13 protein-coding genes are annotated in these 18,512 nt (G+C 65.5%); 2 read left to right on the top strand and 11 right to left on the bottom strand.

Going from position 1 to position 18,512, the window contains the following annotated elements; translation table 11 throughout:
• The 3 genes from ACK8OU_RS12535 to ACK8OU_RS12545 are packed head-to-tail and all read right to left on the bottom strand — an operon-like array spanning window position 1 to window position 4,440.
• The gene (locus ACK8OU_RS12535; RefSeq protein ID WP_410303755.1) at window positions 1-1,032 is read right to left on the bottom strand and encodes an ACP S-malonyltransferase; all 1,032 of its coding nucleotides are present in this window, start codon (window positions 1,030-1,032) and stop codon (window positions 1-3) included.
• Window positions 1,029-3,212 carry a dehydrogenase E1 component subunit alpha/beta gene (locus ACK8OU_RS12540; RefSeq protein ID WP_410303756.1) on the bottom strand — a complete coding sequence of 728 codons (2,184 nt, stop codon included), beginning with the start codon at window positions 3,210-3,212 and terminating at the stop codon, window positions 1,029-1,031. The genes ACK8OU_RS12535 and ACK8OU_RS12540 overlap by 4 nt, the downstream gene beginning before the upstream one ends.
• 19 nt (window positions 3,213-3,231) lie before the next feature.
• Window positions 3,232-4,440 carry an acyl-CoA dehydrogenase gene (locus ACK8OU_RS12545; RefSeq protein ID WP_410303817.1) on the bottom strand — a complete coding sequence of 403 codons (1,209 nt, stop codon included), beginning with the start codon at window positions 4,438-4,440 and terminating at the stop codon, window positions 3,232-3,234.
• Between the two features lie 100 nt (window positions 4,441-4,540).
• On the opposite strand from ACK8OU_RS12545, the gene ACK8OU_RS12550 reads away from it, so the two are divergent.
• Window positions 4,541-5,443, top strand: coding sequence for a LysR family transcriptional regulator (locus ACK8OU_RS12550; RefSeq protein ID WP_410303757.1), 903 nt, complete (start codon window positions 4,541-4,543; stop codon window positions 5,441-5,443).
• Here ACK8OU_RS12550 and ACK8OU_RS12555 read toward each other — a convergent pair.
• The 6 genes from ACK8OU_RS12555 to ACK8OU_RS12580 form a co-directional block, all read right to left on the bottom strand.
• On the bottom strand, window positions 5,376-6,521 hold the full coding sequence (locus tag ACK8OU_RS12555) for a saccharopine dehydrogenase family protein (RefSeq protein WP_410303758.1): 1,146 nt from the start codon (window positions 6,519-6,521) through the stop codon (window positions 5,376-5,378). The two genes, ACK8OU_RS12550 and ACK8OU_RS12555, sit on opposite strands and share 68 nt — an antisense overlap.
• Before the next feature lie 121 nt (window positions 6,522-6,642).
• Window positions 6,643-7,398, bottom strand: a complete 756-nt coding sequence (locus ACK8OU_RS12560; protein WP_410303759.1) for an ABC transporter ATP-binding protein — start codon at window positions 7,396-7,398, stop codon at window positions 6,643-6,645.
• A 10-nt stretch (window positions 7,399-7,408) separates the two neighbouring features.
• Window positions 7,409-8,239, bottom strand: a complete 831-nt coding sequence (locus ACK8OU_RS12565; protein WP_410303760.1) for an ABC transporter ATP-binding protein — start codon at window positions 8,237-8,239, stop codon at window positions 7,409-7,411.
• The gene (locus ACK8OU_RS12570) at window positions 8,236-9,141 is read right to left on the bottom strand and encodes an ABC transporter permease (protein WP_410303761.1); all 906 of its coding nucleotides are present in this window, start codon (window positions 9,139-9,141) and stop codon (window positions 8,236-8,238) included. Before ACK8OU_RS12570 ends, ACK8OU_RS12565 begins: the two co-directional genes overlap by 4 nt.
• Window positions 9,141-10,208 carry an ABC transporter permease gene (locus tag ACK8OU_RS12575; protein WP_410303762.1) on the bottom strand — a complete coding sequence of 356 codons (1,068 nt, stop codon included), beginning with the start codon at window positions 10,206-10,208 and terminating at the stop codon, window positions 9,141-9,143. The genes ACK8OU_RS12570 and ACK8OU_RS12575 overlap by 1 nt, the downstream gene beginning before the upstream one ends.
• A 42-nt stretch (window positions 10,209-10,250) precedes the next feature.
• The gene (locus ACK8OU_RS12580) at window positions 10,251-11,855 is read right to left on the bottom strand and encodes an ABC transporter substrate-binding protein (RefSeq protein ID WP_410303763.1); all 1,605 of its coding nucleotides are present in this window, start codon (window positions 11,853-11,855) and stop codon (window positions 10,251-10,253) included.
• Between the two features lie 157 nt (window positions 11,856-12,012).
• On the opposite strand from ACK8OU_RS12580, the gene ACK8OU_RS12585 reads away from it, so the two are divergent.
• Window positions 12,013-13,047 carry a dipeptidase gene (locus tag ACK8OU_RS12585; protein WP_410303764.1) on the top strand — a complete coding sequence of 345 codons (1,035 nt, stop codon included), beginning with the start codon at window positions 12,013-12,015 and terminating at the stop codon, window positions 13,045-13,047.
• A gap of 63 nt (window positions 13,048-13,110) precedes the next feature.
• Here ACK8OU_RS12585 and ACK8OU_RS12590 read toward each other — a convergent pair whose 3' ends face one another.
• Window positions 13,111-16,677: a translocation/assembly module TamB domain-containing protein gene (locus ACK8OU_RS12590; RefSeq protein WP_410303765.1), complete on the bottom strand. Its 3,567-nt coding sequence runs from the start codon at window positions 16,675-16,677 to the stop codon at window positions 13,111-13,113.
• Window positions 16,677-18,482 carry an autotransporter assembly complex protein TamA gene (locus ACK8OU_RS12595; RefSeq protein WP_410303766.1) on the bottom strand — a complete coding sequence of 602 codons (1,806 nt, stop codon included), beginning with the start codon at window positions 18,480-18,482 and terminating at the stop codon, window positions 16,677-16,679. The genes ACK8OU_RS12590 and ACK8OU_RS12595 overlap by 1 nt, the downstream gene beginning before the upstream one ends.
• Between the last annotated feature and the right edge of the window lie 30 nt (window positions 18,483-18,512).

The following is an 18,512-nucleotide window of genomic DNA, read 5'->3' on the forward strand; positions in this document are numbered from 1 at the left end:
TCAGTCTCCCTGTGATGTGACTGTGGCGCGTTGCGCTTCAATCCCCATTGAGATGAGGAAGGGACGCGTGTTCTGGCGCTGTTGGAAATCGGTTTTCGACCCTGTTCCGGCCCAATTGGCCAGAATCAGCGACTGCGCCACCGCGCCGCCCAATGTCGTGCCGGGGCCGGTGATGATGAACAGATCGGGGGCGAATTCACGCGCGGCTGTGGCGATGGCACGGGTGAAATCGTAGGGCCGGACCACCTGATGGCCCAGCGTGTAATTCCACAGGGCATCCGTATCGGTCGCCCCGGGCCACCAGATCGCGCCGCGCCCGTCGATCAGCGGGATCTTTGGCTGGCCGAACAGATCCGGGGCCAGGCGTGCGCGCCCCGCTTTGGCGATCGGGGCCTGAAGCGCGGTGTGAAACGCCGCATGGTTGGCAAGCCGCATCGGAAACCGACCCTGTTCCGGCGGAACAGCGGCTTCAAAGGCGGTAAGCCCGGCGTCATTCCCGGCCAGAACCAGCATCCCGCCAAGGTCGATCGACAGACCCAGAACATGGCCCGGTCGCGCGTCGATGTCCGCCACCAGCGACAGAAGTTCCGCCTTGCGGGTCAGGTTCGGGACCCAGTCTTCGGCCATGAAGGGATGGATGATCTGGCCGCCGATCAGGGCGTCCTGCATCAACGTGCCCATGGTGTTGACGACGTGAAACCCCGCCTCGGGGCTTAGCGTGCCACCGCAGGCCAGCGCGGAATACCAGCCCATGGAATTGCCGGTGACGGCCACCACCTCGACCCCGTGCAGGGCACGGAAATCGGCCAGCGTTGCCGCATAGATCAGCGCCGAGGCATTGTCGCCCCGTGTGTGCCGCGCGACCGAATAGGCCGCGGCGCCGTCCAGCGCGGCAAGCGTTTCCTGCCCCAGGGCCGTGCGTTCCGCATCAAACCGCGCCAGCAGTGCGCGATCATGAAAATGTCGGCCCAGAACACCAAGTTCGGTCTTGGTATAAGTGCCCCGGCCGGGGCAGATGACCACCGCCTTCATCGGCCGGTCAGCCGCAGCGCGGCCTCTTCGATGGCTTTGGCCGATGGCAGCGTCGCCGCATAGGCGGGGCCGGTGGCGATAAAGCAATCCTCGGCCACGACGCGCGCAAGGGATTTGCGCCCGGCCTCGACCATCAGGGTCATCAATGCCTCGGACTGGCTGCCGGTGCGACGGCATTCATCCACGATGAGAATATGGTCACAGCCCTCTGTCGCGCCAAGCAGGGCGGCTTCGGGCAGGGGGGCCAGCCAGCGGATGTCGATCACACGGGCGTTCACGCCCTGCGCGGCCAGCGCCGCCTGGGCCTGGTGCGACAGGTAGCAGCCGTTGCCGTAGGACAGGATGGCAAGGTCCGTGCCCTGCCCGCTCTGGCCGATCTCACCCAAGGGAATGCGCTGATCCGGGCTGGGATAGAGCCGCATCCAGCCCCCGTCCTTGTCGGCATGAAGATCGCGCATCGGATACAGCGCGATGGGTTCCACAAAGACGCAGACGCGCTGTTCCTGCCGCGCAAGGCGGACACATTCGCGCAGCATCATCGCCGCATCGGCCCCGTTGGACGGTACGGCAAGGATCAGCCCCGGGATGTCGCGCAGAACGGCCAATGAATTATCATTATGAAAATGACCGCCAAACCCCTTCTGATAGCCCAGTCCCGCGATGCGCAGCACCATCGGGTTGGCGAACTGTCCGTTGGAAAAGAAAGGCAGGGTCGCCGCCTCGCCGCGGATCTGGTCTTCGGCATTGTGCAGATAGGCCAGGAACTGGATCTCGGGGATCGGCAGAAACCCGTTGTGCGCCAGCCCGATGCCAAGGCCAAGGATCGACTGTTCATCCAGCAGCGTGTCGATGACCCGGTCGGGGCCAAAGCGCGATTGCAGCTTTTGCGTCACGCCATAGACCCCGCCCTTGCGGCCCACATCCTCGCCCATCAGCGCGATTTCGCGGTGTTCCAGCATCAGATCGGTCAGCGCCCAGTTCAGCAGTTTCGACATTGGCTGCGGTTCGGCCATTGCGGCCAGATCCGGGCCGAAGGCGGCGGCGCGGGCCTGCGCGTCGGGGCCGTTGCCGGGCTTGCAGGGCCGCGGCGGCGGGATCAGGCTGGCCATGACCTGCGCCGCGGTCTGCAGGCGGGGTCGGGTGACCGCCTGTTCCGCCACGCGTGTCACGCGGTCCAGCGTCTCGGTATAGATTTCCAGCGCCTGTGCCGGGGCCAGGGCGCCCGCCTGCTGCAACAGGCGTACGGAATGCAGCAGCGGGTCATTGGCCTCTTCGGCCTCGACCTCTTCGCGGGGCATGTAGGTGGTGGGCAGGTCGGCACCGGCATGTCCATAAAGCCGCACGGTGCGCAGATGCAGAAACGCCGGTTTGCGGCGGCTTCGGACGTAATCGGCGGCCTCGGCCGCGATCTTGAACGTCTCATACAGGTCCAGCCCGTCGGCGGCGAAATACCGGATCCCCGGGCGCGCCTGCATCGATGCGGCGATCCAGCCCTTGGGCGTTTTCGTGGAAATGCCGATGCCGTTGTCTTCGCAGACGAACAGAATCGGCATGGGCAGGGCCTGATACGCGGTCCAGCCGGCCGTGTTGAATGCCCCCTGCGCGGTGGAATGGTTGGCCGAAGCATCACCGAACGAACACATCACGATCGCATCTTCGGGCAGGGCGCGGTGTTCGGGCGGGTGGCGGCGGGCAAGGCCCAGCGAATGGGCCACACCCACGGCCTTTGGCAGATGGCTGGCGATGGTTGAGGTCTGCGGCGGGATCGCCAGCGCCTTTGACCCCAGAACCTTGTGCCGTCCGCCTGAAACCGGATCTTCGGATGACGAGGCAAAGGACAGAAGCATGTCCCAGGTCATGGTCTGGCCGGGCACCTGATCAGCGCGGGCAATCTGAAAGGCCGCGTCGCGATAATGCAGAAAGGCCATGTCGGTGGGCCGCAGCGCATGGGCGACGGCGGCCATCCCCTCATGTCCCGATGACCCGATCGTATAGAACCCCTGGCCTGCCTTCTGCATCGCCCGGCTGGTGCGGTCCAGCGCGCGGCTTAGACACTGGGCGCGGAACAGGCGCACCGCATCGGGTACCAAAAGCCCTGGAACAGGGTCTTTTCCAACGGGAAAATCCTGCGCCGCAACGCGACGCAGGAAGTTTTCATGAACGATCTGGGAACGTGGCATAAGTCCCTTTCTGTGATCCTCAGTAGAAGGCTTGCAGCCCCGTGATGGCCCGACCCAGGATCAGGGCATGCACGTCATGCGTGCCTTCGTAGGTGTTGACGGTTTCCAGGTTGACCATGTGGCGGATAACCTGGAAATCCTCGGAGATGCCGTTGCCGCCGTGCATGTCGCGGGCCCAGCGGGCGATATCCAGCGCCTTGCCGCAGTTGTTGCGCTTGACGATGGAAATCATCTCGGGCGCGGCATTGGCTTCGTCCAGCAGGCGGCCGACGCGCAGGCTGGCCTGCAGGCCAAGGCTGATTTCGGTCATCATGTTGGCCAGTTTCAGCTGATACAGTTGCGTGTTGGCCAGCGGGCGGTTGAACTGCTTGCGGTCCAGGCCATACTGGCGTGCGGCATGCATGCAGAATTCCGCCGAGCCCATCACACCCCAGCTGATGCCATAGCGCGCACGGTTCAGACAGCCGAACGGCCCCTTCAGCCCCTCGACGTTCGGCAGCAGCGCATCTTCGCCGACCTCAACGTTGTTCATCACGATCTCGCCGGTCACCGAAGCCCGGAGTGAGAGCTTGCCTCCGACCTTCGGTGCCGAGAGCCCGGCCATGCCCTTTTCAAGGACAAAGCCGCGGATCTTGCCGCCATGCGCTTCGGACTTCGCCCAGACGACGAAGACATCCGCGATCGGCGAATTGGAAATCCACATTTTCGACCCGTTCAGCACATAGCCGTTCGCGGTCTTCCTGGCGGTGGTCTTCATCCCCGCCGGGTCCGAGCCCGCATCGGGTTCGGTCAGCCCGAAGCAGCCGATGTATTCGCCCGAGGCGAGTTTGGGCAGGTATTTCTTGCGCTGTTCTTCCGAACCATAGGCATAGATCGGATACATAACCAGGCTGGACTGCACCGACATCATCGAACGATAGCCCGAATCGACGCGCTCAACCTCACGGGCGACCAGGCCATAGGCCACATAGGACGCGCCCAGCCCGCCGTATTCTTCCGGCACGGTCACACCCAGCAGGCCCATTTCGCCCATTTCACGGAAAATTGCCGGATCGGTCGTTTCTTCGCGGTAGGCGGCGGTCACGCGGGGCTGCAGCTTTTCCTGGGCATAGGTGCGCGCGGCATCACGCAGCATCCGCTCTTCCTCGGTCAGCTGCTGATCCAGGCGGAAGGGATCTTCCCAGTCAAAGCGCGACAGGTCTGGGGCGTCTTTCGGTTTCAGGGCCATGGTGTTGATCCTTGCAGTCATGATGTTTGACCCTTTATGCGCCTGTTCCTTTGCGTAATCCAACGCTATTGTCGCGATAGAATATGCATGGAGCGCATATATGGCCCTGCCACGCCGCTATATCCCGTCGATCAGTCTGCTGGCGGCCTTTGAGGCGGTCTGCCGTACCGGGTCCACCGCAGCGGCCGCGCGGGAACTGGATCTGACGCAGGGGGCGGTCAGCCGTCTGATCCAGAACCTGGAAGGCCAACTGGGTGTGACCCTGTTCAAACGCGAACGCCGCCGTCTGCGCCCGACGGAACCCGCGCTGGCCTATGCCCGCGACGTGCGCAAGGCGCTGGAACTGATTGCGCGGGCCTCGCTGGGGCTGCGCGCCAATCCCGGCGGCGGGGTGCTTGGCCTGGCGATTTTGCCCACCTTCGGCACGCGCTGGCTTGCGCCGCGGCTGGGGGCGTTCCTGGCGGCGCATCCGGGCATCACGCTGAATCTGGGCACCCGGCTGCGGCCTTTCGATTTCGACAGCGAAACCTTTGACGCGGCCATCCATTTCGGCATCCGCATGTGGCCCGGCGCGGAACACATGCCGCTGTTCGAAGAACGCATCATCGCCTGCTGTTCGGCGGCCTTCGCTGCGGAACATCCGATGCGTGAACCGGCCGACCTGCGTGATCTGCCGCTGTTGCAGCTGGAATCGCGGCCCAATGCCTGGGGCGCCTGGTTCGCCCATCACGGGCTTGAGGCGCCGCATACCCAGGGTATGCTGTTCGATCAGTTCGCGCCGATGATGCAGGCTGCTGCGCATGGGGTCGGGGTTGCCTTGTTGCCGGAATTTCTGGCCGATGCGGAAATCCGCGAAGGCCGGCTGATCCGCACGCCCGGCGATATCGTTGCGGGCGTGGGCACCTATTACCTTGTCTGGCCCGAAGGGGCCGAGGTCACTCTGCCGCTTGCAGCCTTCCGGGATTGGATCGCGGCCGAGGCGAAGGCGTCGGCAGGGGCGTGATCTGGCCGGGCAGGTAATAGCGCCCGAATTCGGTATCCAGAAAATCGGCCAGTCCCACTTGTTCCTGCCCGATGAAGCCCCGCCCGGGCAGCTTGCCGGTGCGCACCATGTCCACCACGCCGGTGACGCCCGCCGCGGTGGTTATCTGGATCGCGCTCCAGCGTTTGCCGTCGATGACGGTGGACAGGGATTTGTTCAGGAAGGAAATCTCGCGCAGCGCGCCATCGACCATGCCGGTCGCGGTGCAGAACACCACCACCACATCCTGATCGGTGCGCGGCAGGGCATGTTCGAAAATGTCCTTCATCAGGTCGCGGCGGCGTTCCAGCCCCAGCCCCGTCAGCAAAAGCCGCAGGATATCGCGGTGGCCCGGGTAGCGGATCGTGCGATAGCTGACCCGGCGGGCCTTGCCTTCCAGCGTCTCGCCCAGCGTCCCAAGCCCGCCCGAGGTGTTGAAACATTCATAATTCACCCCGTCGAGCGCGAAATCTTCCAGATCTTCCAGAGGTGCCAGGCTGACCTTGCGGCCATCCACCAGCGCCTCGCAGGGGTTCAGATATTCGTTGATCAGCCCGTCGGTGGACCAGGTCAGATTGTATTTCAACGCATTGGTCGGATATAGCGGCAGCGCGCCGACGCGCAGTGACAGGGTTTCCAGTTCGTCGAACTGCGCGGCCAGATGCGCGCCCACCATGCCCACGAAACCCGGTGCCAGCCCGCATTGCGGCATCAGCACCGTTTCGGCATCGCGGGCCAGGTCGCGCACGCGGGCCGTGCCGGCGACATCTTCGGTCAGGTCGAAATAATGCGCCCCGGCATTGCGTGCGGCTTCGGCAATGGTGGGCGTCAGAAAGAAGGGCGCGGCCGAAATCACCGCGTCAAACCCCTTCAGCCGTGCGGTCAGCGCTCCAAGATCATCTGCCGCAACCTGCAGCGTGGCGGTTCCTGCGGCCGCAGCGGTCCGCAGCGCCCCGGCATTTTGGTCGGCCAGCGTGACACGGTAATTGCCCGAGGCCCCCAGAAGTGCGGCGATGGTCGTGCCGATCTTGCCGGCGCCGATGATACAGATGTTCCACATGGCTTTCTCCCTGTTCGTTAGCGTCAGAGTGACGCACAGGGCCGCCGTATTGAACAATCAATCAAACAGAAATGTATCGTGTTACGATATATTTCACCGATAATTCCGACTAAGTGATAGGTCAGCCGTTCAGCATCCGGTCGGCGCTGGCCTCGAACAGGGTGCGGGCGTAATCGGTCTTCATGCCGGCACGGGCCAGATCCTCATGCAGCAGTTCTTCGACCGCGCGGCCATGCTGCATCACCAGAACGCGGTCGCACATGTGGTCAATCACCGCCAGATCATGGCTGACCATCATGAAGGTCAGCCCCCGTTCCGCGCGCAAACGGTTGAGAAGGTTCAGCGTTTCGGCCTGAACGCTGGCATCCAGCGCGCTGGTGGGTTCATCCAGAAGCAGGATTTCGGGTTCCAGCATCAGTGCGCGGGCAATGGCGACGCGCTGGCGCTGTCCGCCCGAAAGTTGATGCGGATAGCGGAACCGAAAGCTGGGCGGCAGGCCGACATCGCCCAGCGCCTTTACCACGCGTGCATCGGTATCGCCGATGCCGTGGATCGCCAGCGGCTCGGCCAGGGTGCGGTCGATCGTGTGGCGGGGGTGCAACGAACCATAGGGGTCCTGAAAGACCATCTGAACACGCTTGGCAAAGGCCTTGCCGCGCGGGGTTTGCACCGGCGCGCCGCCGATGCGGATGCTGCCCGCCGAAATCGGAGCCAGCCCACAGATCGCCCGCAGGATCGTCGATTTGCCCGATCCGCTTTCGCCCACCAGGCCATAGCTTTCGCGTGCCGCAACCGTCAGCGACACATCTTCGACCGCGCGGACGTCGCGTCCGCCGACATGATAGGTGACGGAAAGGTTCTCGATTTCGATCAGCATCCGCCCGCCCCTATTCCGCCCAGGCCGCATTACGATCCAGCCCCGGCAGGGGCGAACGGTCGCCACCGATCCGGGGCAGGCAGTTCAAAAGCCCCTGGGTATAGGGGTGCTGCGCCTGCATCAGGTTCCTGGCCTCCAGTTCCTCGACCACGCGGCCCTTGTACATCACCAGAACCCGGTCGCAGAACCGCGCCACCAGCCGCAGGTCATGGCTGATGAAGATCAGTCCCATGCCCCGGTCGCGCACCAGGGCATCCAGGATCGACAGCACCTCGGCCTGGACGGTCACGTCCAGCGCGCTGGTGGGTTCATCCGCGATCAGCAGGTCGGGGTTCGGGATCAGCATCATCGCGATCATCACGCGCTGGCCCATGCCGCCCGACAATTCGTGCGGATAGCTTTCAAGTACGCGGTCCGGGTCGCGGATCTGCACGGCCTCCAGCGCGGCGATGGCCTTGGCGCGGGCCTCGGTGCGGCCAACGCGGTGGCGCAGGCGCAGGCCTTCGGTCAGCTGGGCGCCGACCTTCATCACGGGGTTCAGCGAATATTTCGGGTCCTGCATGACCATCGCCATGCGCTGGCCGCGCAACGCGCGCATCTGCCGTTCGCTGGCGCGGGTCAGGTCAATGCCGTCAAAGACCATCTCTTCGGCGTCAATCCGCCCCGGCGGCCGGATCAGGCGCAGGACGGACCGGCCTGTCATCGTCTTGCCCGATCCGCTTTCGCCGACGATGCCCAGCCGTTCCCGGCCCAGGCTGAAGGATACGCCGCGCACCGCCTGAACAGGGCCGGATTCGGTGTCGAAGGTGACGCGCAGGTTCTTCACCGACAGCAGGGTCATTTTCCCGCACTCCTTGGGTCAAGCACGTCGCGCAGGCCATCGCCCAGCAGGTTGAATCCAAGCGAGACGATGAAGATCGCCAGCCCCGGCATGGTCGCGACCCACCATTGTTCGAACAGGAACTTGCGCCCCGATGAAATCATCAGCCCCCATTCCGCCATCGGTGGCTGCACCCCAAGGCCCAGAAAACCCAGACCCGCCGCCGTCAGGATCACCCCGGCCATGTCCAGCGTGACCCGGATGATGACCGAGGGCAGGCACATCGGCATCACATAGCCCCAGATGATCCGCCCCGCCCCCGCGCCCTGCAGCCGGACGGCCGCGATGTAATCGGCATTGCGCACGGTCAGCGTTTCGGCCCGCGCGACGCGGGCATAGGGCGGCCAGGATGTCAGCGCGATGGCCAGCACCGCGTTCTCGATGCCCGGGCCCAGCACGGCGACCAGCGCCAGCGCCAGGATCAGCTTGGGAAACGCCAGGAAGATGTCGGTGATGCGCATCAGGACCTGATCGACCCAGCCGCCGAAATAGCCCGCGACCGTGCCAATCAGCAGGCCAAAGACCGGCGCGGTGATCGCCACAAGTCCCACGATATACAGCGTTACCCGCGCGCCAAAGACGATACGTGAAAAGATGTCGCGGCCGAATTCATCCGTGCCCAGCAGGTGCCCCGCCGTCAGGGGGGGTAAAAGCCGTTGTCCCAGGTTCTGGGTGATCGGATCATGGGTCGCCACAAGCGGCGCAAAGGCGGCCATCAGCAACAGCAGCGCCACGATCAGAAAGCCGATCATCGCCAGCGGATTGCGCCGGAATCGCAGCCAGCCAAGATAGCCCTGCCCCAGCCGGGCCTGCAGCCGGGATGCGGGGTTGGGGTCGCGCAGCCATGTGGTCAGCGTGGTCATCAGCGGGCCCTCGGGTCGACAAGGCGATACAGGATGTCGGAAAACATGTTCAGCGCCACAAAGACGATGCCCACCACCACCGTGCCGCCCAGAACCGCGGGCATGTCGGCGGAAAACAGCGCCGTGGTGATGTAAAGCCCAAGGCCGGGCCAGGCAAAGACGGTCTCGGTCAGCACCGATCCTTCCAGCAGGTTCGCATAGCTTAGCGCGATCACGGTGATCAGCGGGACCATCACGTTCTTCAGCGCATGAACCCAGATCACCCGCCATTCCGGCATGCCCTTCACCCGCGCGGTGGTGATGTATTCCTGGCTCAGCTCATTCATCATGAAGCTGCGGGTCATCCGGCTGATATAGGCCATGGAATAATAGCCAAGCACGCCCGCGGGCAGGATGATGTGCGACAGCGCGTTGCGGAAAATATCCCATTTTCCGGCCAGGGCTGTGTCGATCAGGATCATGCCGGTCACCCGCGGCACGTCGAATTCGAACATCATCTCGAACCCGGCATCCAGACGGCCCGGGCCGCCGACCCAGCCAAGAATGCCGTAGAACAGCAGCAACCCCATCAGCCCCAGCCAGAACACCGGCATGGAATAGCCCATCAGCCCGATCAGCCGTACCAGCTGGTCGATCCAGGTGCCCGGGCGCGTGGCCGCCAGCACCCCCGCCGGAATGCCCAGCACGACGCCAAAGATCGTGGCGATCGTGGCAAGTTCCAGCGTGGCGGGGAAATAGCGTGCGATATCTTCGGCCACCGGGGTGCGCGTTCGGATCGAGGTTCCAAGATCCCCGGTCAGCGCATCGCGGACATAGATGGCGAATTGTTCCCACATCGGCCGGTCCAGGCCCAGTGCCTCGCGCGCGGCTTCATACTGTGCGGTGGTGGCGCGTTCGCCGACCACGGCCAGAACCGGGTCGATCGGCACGACGCGACCGATCACGAAGGTGATCAGCATCAGGCCAAGGAAGGTTGCCGCCAGGGCCAGAACCGTCGCGCCAAGGCGTTTGACGTTGTGGACAAGGCGTGAACGGCGGCGGGGCGGGGCGGTATCGGTGCTGGCCATCGGGTCTGTGCGGCGCCCCCGGTCCCCCGGGGGCACCTGATCTTACTTGGTTGCCAGCCAGTAGGTCGCCTGATCGGTGGCGCCGCCGGTGTAGAACCCTTCGACATTCGACCGCAGGGCCGTCTGGCTGATCTGCTGGAACATCGCGATGAAGGCCGAGGTGTCGCGGTGCTTGCGCTGGATTTCCTCATACATCGCGCGGCGCTTGTCGGTGTCGCGCTCGATCACGGCCGCTTCGGTCATGTCGTGAAGCTCGCCCGGATCATAGGCGGTGCGCCAGGCCAGGATGCCGGTCAGCTGACCTTCATCCGCGTTGTTCGGGTTATAGGCGAAGGTCGAGGCATTGGTATGCGGGTCCGGGTAGTCCGGGCCCCAGGCCTGCAGGGTGATGTCGTGGTTGCGGGCGCGATAATCGCCCAGCACCTCGGCCCCCGCGCCGGGTTTCAGTTCAACCTTGATGCCGGCCTGGCCAAGGGTGTTCTGGATCGACTGCGCCATTTCCACCCGCTGCTGGTCGTTGCGCACCGAAATCGTGGTGGTAAAGCCATCGGGGAAGCCGGCCTCGGCCAGCAGGGCCTTGGCCTTTTCCACGTTCAGCTCATACGGGGTTTCTTCCAGCGCGCCCAGATAGCCGCGCGGCAGGAAGTGCTGATGCACCATCATCTGCCCCTTGAACACGGTTGCGGCCATGCCGTCATAATCGACCAGCCAGCGCAGGGCCTCCATGACCTTGGGGTTGTTCAGCGGTTCGCGCTTCTGGTTCAGCGCGAGGTAGTAGATATAGCCCGCTACGTCATCAACGACCTTGATGTCGGAATTGCCTGCGATCCCTTCGATATCGGTGGTGTTCAGCTTGCGCGCGATGTCGATATCGCCCTTTTCCAGCTGCAGGCGCTGGGTTGCCGGTTCGGGCACATGGCGCACGAAGACGCGCTTGAGCCTGGGCGCCCCGCGCCAGTGGTCTTCGCGCGCTTCCAGCACATAGCCTTCCTGCGCCTTGTAGGACCGCAGCACATAGGCGCCGGTGCCCGCCGAATTGGCCTTGAGCCATTCGTTGCCCATGTCGCCATCGACCTCATTGGCCATGACGGTTTCCTTGTCCAGGATTGAGCCGACAACCGCCGTCAGGCAGTTGTAGACCATCGAGGGCGCATAGGGCTTGTCCAGTTCCAGCACGACGGTGTCACCCTCGGCACGGATCTTCTGGTCGACATTTTCCGGGGTAAAGCCGAACTGCGCCAGGATGAAGGCCGGGGTCTTGTTGATCTTGACCACGCGCTGCAGCGACCAGGCGGCATCCTCGGCGCGGACCGGGTTGCCCGACGAAAAGCTGATCCCCTGCTTCATCTTGAAGGTAAAGGTCAGGCCATCTTCCGACACGTCCCAGCTTTCGGCCAGCCCTGGCACCAGTTCGCCGGGTTTCGTTGGGTCCAGCTCGACCAGGGTGTCATAGACATTGTTCAGCATGTCGGTGCCCGAGAATTCGAACGCCTCATGCGGGTCGATCGAGACGATGTCATCGATTGCATCGGCAATCACCAGCGTATCGGCCGGTGTTTCGGCCATCAACGCCAAGGGCGCAGTGCCAAGCATCAGGGCGGAAAGGGCGGCAAGGCCCACCCGGCGAAGGGTCGGTTCGGTAAACATCGTAAGCTCCCTGTTTTATCGTTCGTTTTTGGTTCGGTCGCGCATGCGGCCGGGTATTTCTTGACCGATTGGGCAGTTTTAGCCATGGCTTGTCAAGCGACCATTCCGCAAGGTGCGGGCGGGGAAAGGGCGGCAAAACGCCGAAGGAGCAGGCAATATGACGCCAGTGGCGATATTCGACGGGCACAACGATCTGCTGCATGATCTTTGGGCCGCAGGCGACAGGGTGGGCGCGGGCTTTTTCGCAGGGCGCGCGGGTGATATCGACCTGGCGAAATGTCGGGCCGGCGGTTTTGCGGGCGGATTCTTCGCGATCTGGGCGCCGGGCCGCCCCGAAGATGCGCCCGACCCGATGGCGCTGGAGCGGGTCTTTCCGGCCATCGCCCCTGAACGCGCCCGTGCCGCCACGCTGGAAATGGCGGCGATTCTGCTGCGGATGGCGCGCGCGCGTCCCGATGCGATCCGCATCTGCACCACCGCAGACGCGATCGGGACGGCCCGCGCGCAAGGCGCGATCGCGGCGGTGATGCATATCGAAGGCTGCGAGGGGATCGGGCCGGATCTGGACGAACTGCACCTGTATCATGCGGCGGGGCTGCGCAGCCTTGGCCCGGTCTGGTCGCGCGACAATATCTTTGGGCACGGCGTGCCGTTCCGCTTTCCGGCAAGCCCGGACACCGGCCCCGGTCTGACCCAGGCGGGGCAGCGTCTGGTGCGTGAATGCGATGCGCTGGGCATTCTTGTGGACCTGAGCCACCTGAATGAGGCGGGGTTCTGGGATGTCGAGCGGATTTCGCAAAAGCCGCTGGTGGTGACGCATTCCGCCGCCCATGCGCTGACGCCGGCCACCCGCAACCTGACGGATCGGCAACTGGACGCGATCGCCGAACGCGATGGCATCGTGGGGCTGAACTTCGGGGTGCAGTTCCTGCGCGCCGATGGCATCAAGAACCCCGATACCGGGCCCGGGGATCTGATCCGGCATCTGGATTACCTGCTGGCGCGCCTGGGCGAGCGGGGCGTGGCGCTGGGTTCGGATTTCGACGGGGCGATGATGCCGGGGTTCATGGGTGCGGCGTCGGGTTTGCCGAAGCTGGTCGAAGCGATGCGCGCAAAGGGATATGGCGAGGATCTGATCCGGCGGATCTGCTGGGACAACTGGATTGACCTGCTGCGCCGCGTGATCGGCTAGGCGGAAGCGGGGGGCTGTCTGCCCCCCGCACCCCCCGAGGATATTTGGTCAAAGCCGAAGGGATCAGTAATCGCGTTCGAAGAACAGGCCGATCCCGCTGTCGCCATCCGAGCCGAGACCGCCGCGTGCGGTCAGGTTGGGGGTAACATCAAGATTAAGGTTGATTTGCGACTTGCCTGCGCTGTCGATCACGACATCGCTGTAAAGGTTCTCGGACAGGTATTTCCCGGCGCGCAGCTGGGTTTCGCCCTCGTCGCTTGTGCCAATGTCCAGATCGTCCAGCCCAAAGCCCTGGCGCAGGCGGCCCACGATGCCCTCGCCGCCCTTGCCGGCAAGGGTCGCGACCGCCGAGGCAAGCTGTGCGGCCTGCAGCGGCGACAACTGGGTGAGGCCCCGGTTGAACAAAAGGCGCGCCAGCACCTCTTCTTCGGGCAGTTCGGGCGTAGAGGTGAAGCGGAGCGCCGGGCTGCTGGCCTCGCCTTCGATGGTGACGGTCGTGGTAAAGTCGTCCTGTTGGGTGGTGGCGGCAAATCTGATCCAGGGGATCAGCGCGCCCTGAACGGCGACCTGACCTTCGTTCAGGGTGAAGCGTTGGCCAAGGATGTCGAGACGGCCCCGGATCAGGCTGAATTCCCCGATCGGGATGATGTCGGCGGTGGTGCCGCCAAGGCGCAGCGCGCCGCCCAGTTCGGCATCAAGGCCGCGGCCACGCACGAAGATCTGCCGGGGGGCCGTGATGGTGACATCCAGCGGGTAAGCGGGGCCGGCACGGCGGCGGGCGTCGTCTTGCCGGTCCAGCAGCCCGGCGCGGGCGCGGGTTTCGCGCACGGCCGCGGGTTCGCCGATATGGGTGATGTCGGGGATGGCGGCGACCCCGCCCAGCCCGGTCGAGGGGATGCGCAGTTCCGTTTCCGCCAGGTTCAGCGCGCCGGCGATCCGGGCGCCGCCTGCAAGCGGGCCAGCTACCGACAGGTTACCTGAAACCCGCGTATCGTAAAGGTCCGGGTCGCGCAGGCGCAGCCGGTCAAGCGTGACGGACAGGTCGCCGTTGAAGGGGGCCGTCAGGGCGACCGGCCCCTGCAGGCCAAGCGTTCCGCCCGAAGACAGCCGCCCGCCGCCGTCGATCTGGGCCTGCCCCCCCGACAGCGTCGCCGCCAGATCGACATCGTCCAGCGTCAGCCCCAGTGTCGGCGCCACCAGCCGCGCATCCGAGGCGATTATGCGCCCCGACAGCGCCTGCAGCCCCGGCGCCCCGGCAAGGCGCAGGTCGAACCCCAGTGGTCCCTGTAGCGAACGTGGGGCGATGAAGGCATTGGCAAGCGCGGTTTCGGCCACGCCCTCTATCGCAAGATCAACCCGGCTGAAATCCTGGGCGAGGCTGCCCGCGATCGTGGCGCGGCTTGCGCCGGGGCCACTGCCGGCCAGGTCCAGCGCATAGGCGGTGGCTTGTTCGGTGACCGTGCCCGACAGGGTCAGGGGGCCGGGAAAGCCGGGTGCGATCAGGGCGGTATTGGCAAGGCGGGCATCCAGATTGATCCGGCGCGTCTGCTGGTCGATCACGCCATCGGCGGTGGCGCTGAGTTGCGGGTTTTCAAGTTGCAGCCGTTCGAGCCGGATCCGGCCATCGCGGTCCAGTGCCAGCAGCGACAGGCGTGTTTCCCCGGCCAGAACCCGGTCAATTTCGGGCTGGCCGATGCCAAGCCCGTGCCCGGTGCCATCCAGCGTCATGCGGCGGGTGCCCTCGGCCTCGGCAAAGGTGGCCTCGGCGCGCAGCGTGCCGCGCAGGCCGGGCCGCAGGATCGACAGATCGGTCATTTCCGCGCTGGCGGTCAGGTCGCTGGCGCCGCTGCGGATCACGCCCCGGGCGGTGCCGGCAAGCGCGCGGGCGCTGACCTCGGCCCGGCGCAGGGTGATGCCGGTTTCGTCGCGCCGCGCCGACAGCGTGAGGGTGGATCGCCCCGCCAGAACCCGGTCAAGTTCAGGCTGGTTCAGGCGCAGGTCGGTGCCCGCCACGGCCAGTTCGGCATCGAACGCGCCGTTCAGAACGGTATAGCTGCCTTCTGCCCGGCCCTCGATCCGGCCGCCCAGGTCGCGCCCTGCCAGACCCGACAGATTGCCAAGCGCGCTGTGACGCAGATCGACCCCGCCGGAAACCGTGACGCCGGTATCAAGGCCATCCACCCGCAGCGTGCCGTTCAGCGCATAGCCGCGGCCGATGGCGCGCAGCCGGGGCAGGCGCAGCGGTTCGCCCTGTTGCCAGGAAAACACCGTGCGCCCGGACAGGAAGGGGCCAACCGCCTGATCCAGGGCCGGATCGGACATGCGAAGCCCGCTTGCTGCGAAATCGACCGTGCCACCAAACAGGGCCCTGCCCGCGCGTTGCGCGATCCGCCCCGAGCCGGTCAGCCGCAGGCCGCGGATGTCCATCGCCTGCTGGCGCAGCCCGGCGATGCGCCCGTCCAGCGACCAGCCATCGCCCTGCGCCCGGTCATAGCCAATCTGCAGGTTGGCGCCGCGCAGCCAGGTCTGTTCGCCGGCCAAAGGCAGCAGGACATCCTGCCCCGTGCCAAGGCCGATCCGCACCCGCAGCGCCGCGTGTTCGGGCATGCCGTCGGGCCGCAGTTCGACCGCGCCTTCCAGATCAAGCGCCTGGCTGTCGATGGACAGCACCGGCAGGCTAAGGCTGCCGGAAGGGCGGCGCGCGCCCTCGGCCCGCAAGGTGACCTGATCGCCGAAAAAGCCACGGTATTCGGGTGGCAGCAGCGGGGAAATGTCGCCACCCAGATCGGCGCTGAACCGCCGTTCGGGCGTGGCGCCTTCGGCTGCAAGGGCGCTTAGCGTCACCGCCCCCGTCAGCCGCTGCGCGCCATCTGTCGCAAGGCGGATATCGGCGGTGAAATCGTCGATCGGTGCCGAACCGGCAACGGCCAGGCTGATCGCGGGCGTGCCGGGCAGCCCGATCAGATTGGCGGCGATGCCATCGCGCGCCTCTTCGACCAGCAGATCCAGCGCCAGATGGCGGGTTGCATTCGCGTAAGCCCCGGTCAACGACAGGCGGCCCTGGTGCCCGTCGATCCGGCTGATCGACAGGTCTGCCGATCCTTCCCCGCCTTCAAGCTGCATAGACCCGGTCAGCGACACTTCGGCGGCCGCGCCGAACAGCGCCCGGCCCAGCACCACGCGCCCGGCTGCGATCTTGCCGATCTTCACCGAAACGGGCAGTTCGGGAAGGGCAAAGGGCTTGACCTCGGGCGACGGGGTGCCGCCCCCGGCTGATTGCGGCGCGCGGGGCAGTTCGATCACCGCGGCGGAAAGTTCATCAATCTCGACCCGCCCCGACAGCAGCGCCGAACGGGTCCAGCTGATCGCGCCGTCGCGGATGGTCAGCCAGACGCCGGCGTCATCGGCGATGGTCATCTGATCAAAGGTGGCGCGTGACGACAGGGCGCCCGCGAACCCCTCGATGCGGATGGTGCGGCCCGCGCCGGACAGGTTGTCCTCCAGCAGGCCGGTCAGATAGCTGCGGTCGCGCGCGGTCTGTTCGGCGGGCACGGGGGCGGGGGCGCCATCCTGCGCCGCCACCGCCACGGGCAGCGCAAGCAGCAGAAGGGAAAGCACAAATCCGCGCATCAGAAAGCCTGCCCGATCCCGAGGTAGATCTGCACCCCGTCCTCTGTCCCGCCCGAAACCGGCGCGGCCACATCCAGCCGGATCGGCCCGATCCCGGTGTTGTAGCGCAGCCCCAGACCCGCGCCTGAATGCCAGTCGCCCGCGTCGTCAAAGAAATCGACCGCGCCGACATAGCCCGCATCATAAAAGGCAACCACGCCGATATTCCGGGTCACGTCAGCGCGCAATTCGCCCGAAAGGGCCAGGAATTTCGTGCCCCCCGTACGCTGATCGCCGCCACGCAGCACATTCACCCCCAGTGATTCATAGGGCTGGCCGCGCACCGTGCCGCCGCCGCCGGAATAGAACAGATAGTCGCGCGGCGTTTCCAGCAGGGTCGATCCATAGACCGCGCCGATCTGTGCGCGCCCGGCGATGACAAAGCGGTCATCGGCGCCAAACCCGCGATAGCCGCGCAGATCCGCCTTGATCTGCGCACCTGATCCGGTGGTGCCCAGGCCCAGAAACGGCGTCAGGTCGGCGGCGGCATAATAGCCGCGCGTGGCATCCAGCGCATTGTCGCGGTTGTCGAAGGTCAGGTTCAGCGGCAGGGCAAGCTGTTCAAAGGTGCGCCGGCTGCCATTTTCACGCACCTTGGCGATGCTGTAGCGCAGCCCGGCCGAAGCGGTCAGCCGGTCGTTGAAGATATGGTCGAAGCCCAGGCCAAAGCTGAATTCATCGGACAGGTAATCATCTGTCTCAACCCTGGCAATTTCCGTTTCAAGATAGGCCGAAGTGTCAGGCGACAGTGTCGCGGGCCGGTCGATGCGCAGGCCCAGGGTGTAATCCTCGCCGCCGGTGGTGCCGCCGATGCCGGCGACTTCGCCCTCGATCCGGAATCGTTCGCCCCCGCCCAGAAGGTTGCGGTGCAGCCAGTAGCCTGACACCGTCAGACCGTCGAGCGTGGACAATTCGCCGCCAAAGCCGATGCGCCGGGGCTTTTGTTCGACCACGGCCAGATCCGCATCCAGAACCGGGCCGGGGGAAAGTGCCTCGGCCTCGGTCAGGGTGACCGAACTGAAGATGCCGGTGCGGCGCAGGCGCGCGCGGACCTGATCCAGTTTTGCGGGGTCAAAGACCTCGCCGGTGGGAAAGCCCGCGATCTTGGCCAGACGGCGGGGGTCAAGCCGGTCATATCCGCTGGTGCGCAGCGTGCCAAAGCGGACGCGGGGGCCGGGGTCCAGTGCGATCGCGGGATCCAGCGTCTGTGCGCGATGGTCGGCGGTGATGGTCTGGCCCGCGACCCTTGCCTTGGCATGGCCCTGCCTGCGCCAGCCATCGATCCCGGCGGTCGCGGCGGCGACGATCTGGCCGGATCGGGCCGGTTTGCCGGGGGCAAAGCCATCGGGCAGGTCGGTCCCGGGCGCGATCGGCGCAATCGCGGCGCGGGCAAAGTCAAAGCGGGGGCCGGGGGTGATGACGATATCCACCGCGCGGATGGATGCGGGCGCATCCAGCGGGGGGATTGCGGCGGTCTCGCGCCCGTCGATGCGGATCGAGATCACGGCGGAATAATAGCCTTCGGCATAAAGCGCGCCCAGAATGCGCCCGTAATCGGCGCGGGCGGCGGCGAAAAGGCCCTGGGGGTCGGTGACATCGGCGGTCGCGGCTTCACGCGTCAGGGATGCGGCGGCCAGCAGGTCATGCAGATCCGCATCCGCGCCGGGGGTGTCAAAGGCAAATCGGTCAAGCGCCTGCGCGGGCGCCGTTCCCGCCGCAAGCAACGCCAGTGCCGCAAGCCATGTCCGGCCCCCTGACATGTGCATGCTGCCCCCCTGCTGAACCACCCGTTTCCC

Source organism: Pontitalea aquivivens, assembly GCF_046507575.1.
Lineage (GTDB): Bacteria > Pseudomonadota > Alphaproteobacteria > Rhodobacterales > Rhodobacteraceae > Pontitalea > Pontitalea aquivivens.

Excerpts from the sequence above, each read along its gene's own strand:
- ACK8OU_RS12535 (WP_410303755.1), bottom strand. The coding sequence starts at position 1,032 with ATGAAGGCGGTGGTCATCTGCCCCGGCCGGGGCACTTATACCAAGACC.
- ACK8OU_RS12540 (WP_410303756.1), bottom strand. The coding sequence starts at position 3,212 with ATGCCACGTTCCCAGATCGTTCATGAAAACTTCCTGCGTCGCGTTGCG.
- ACK8OU_RS12545 (WP_410303817.1), bottom strand. The coding sequence starts at position 4,440 with ATGGCCCTGAAACCGAAAGACGCCCCAGACCTGTCGCGCTTTGACTGG.
- ACK8OU_RS12550 (WP_410303757.1), top strand. The coding sequence starts at position 4,541 with ATGGCCCTGCCACGCCGCTATATCCCGTCGATCAGTCTGCTGGCGGCC.
- ACK8OU_RS12555 (WP_410303758.1), bottom strand. The coding sequence starts at position 6,521 with ATGTGGAACATCTGTATCATCGGCGCCGGCAAGATCGGCACGACCATC.
- ACK8OU_RS12560 (WP_410303759.1), bottom strand. The coding sequence starts at position 7,398 with ATGCTGATCGAAATCGAGAACCTTTCCGTCACCTATCATGTCGGCGGA.
- ACK8OU_RS12565 (WP_410303760.1), bottom strand. The coding sequence starts at position 8,239 with ATGACCCTGCTGTCGGTGAAGAACCTGCGCGTCACCTTCGACACCGAA.
- ACK8OU_RS12570 (WP_410303761.1), bottom strand. The coding sequence starts at position 9,141 with ATGACCACGCTGACCACATGGCTGCGCGACCCCAACCCCGCATCCCGG.
- ACK8OU_RS12575 (WP_410303762.1), bottom strand. The coding sequence starts at position 10,208 with ATGGCCAGCACCGATACCGCCCCGCCCCGCCGCCGTTCACGCCTTGTC.
- ACK8OU_RS12580 (WP_410303763.1), bottom strand. The coding sequence starts at position 11,855 with ATGTTTACCGAACCGACCCTTCGCCGGGTGGGCCTTGCCGCCCTTTCC.
- ACK8OU_RS12585 (WP_410303764.1), top strand. The coding sequence starts at position 12,013 with ATGACGCCAGTGGCGATATTCGACGGGCACAACGATCTGCTGCATGAT.
- ACK8OU_RS12590 (WP_410303765.1), bottom strand. The coding sequence starts at position 16,677 with ATGCGCGGATTTGTGCTTTCCCTTCTGCTGCTTGCGCTGCCCGTGGCG.
- ACK8OU_RS12595 (WP_410303766.1), bottom strand. The coding sequence starts at position 18,482 with ATGCACATGTCAGGGGGCCGGACATGGCTTGCGGCACTGGCGTTGCTT.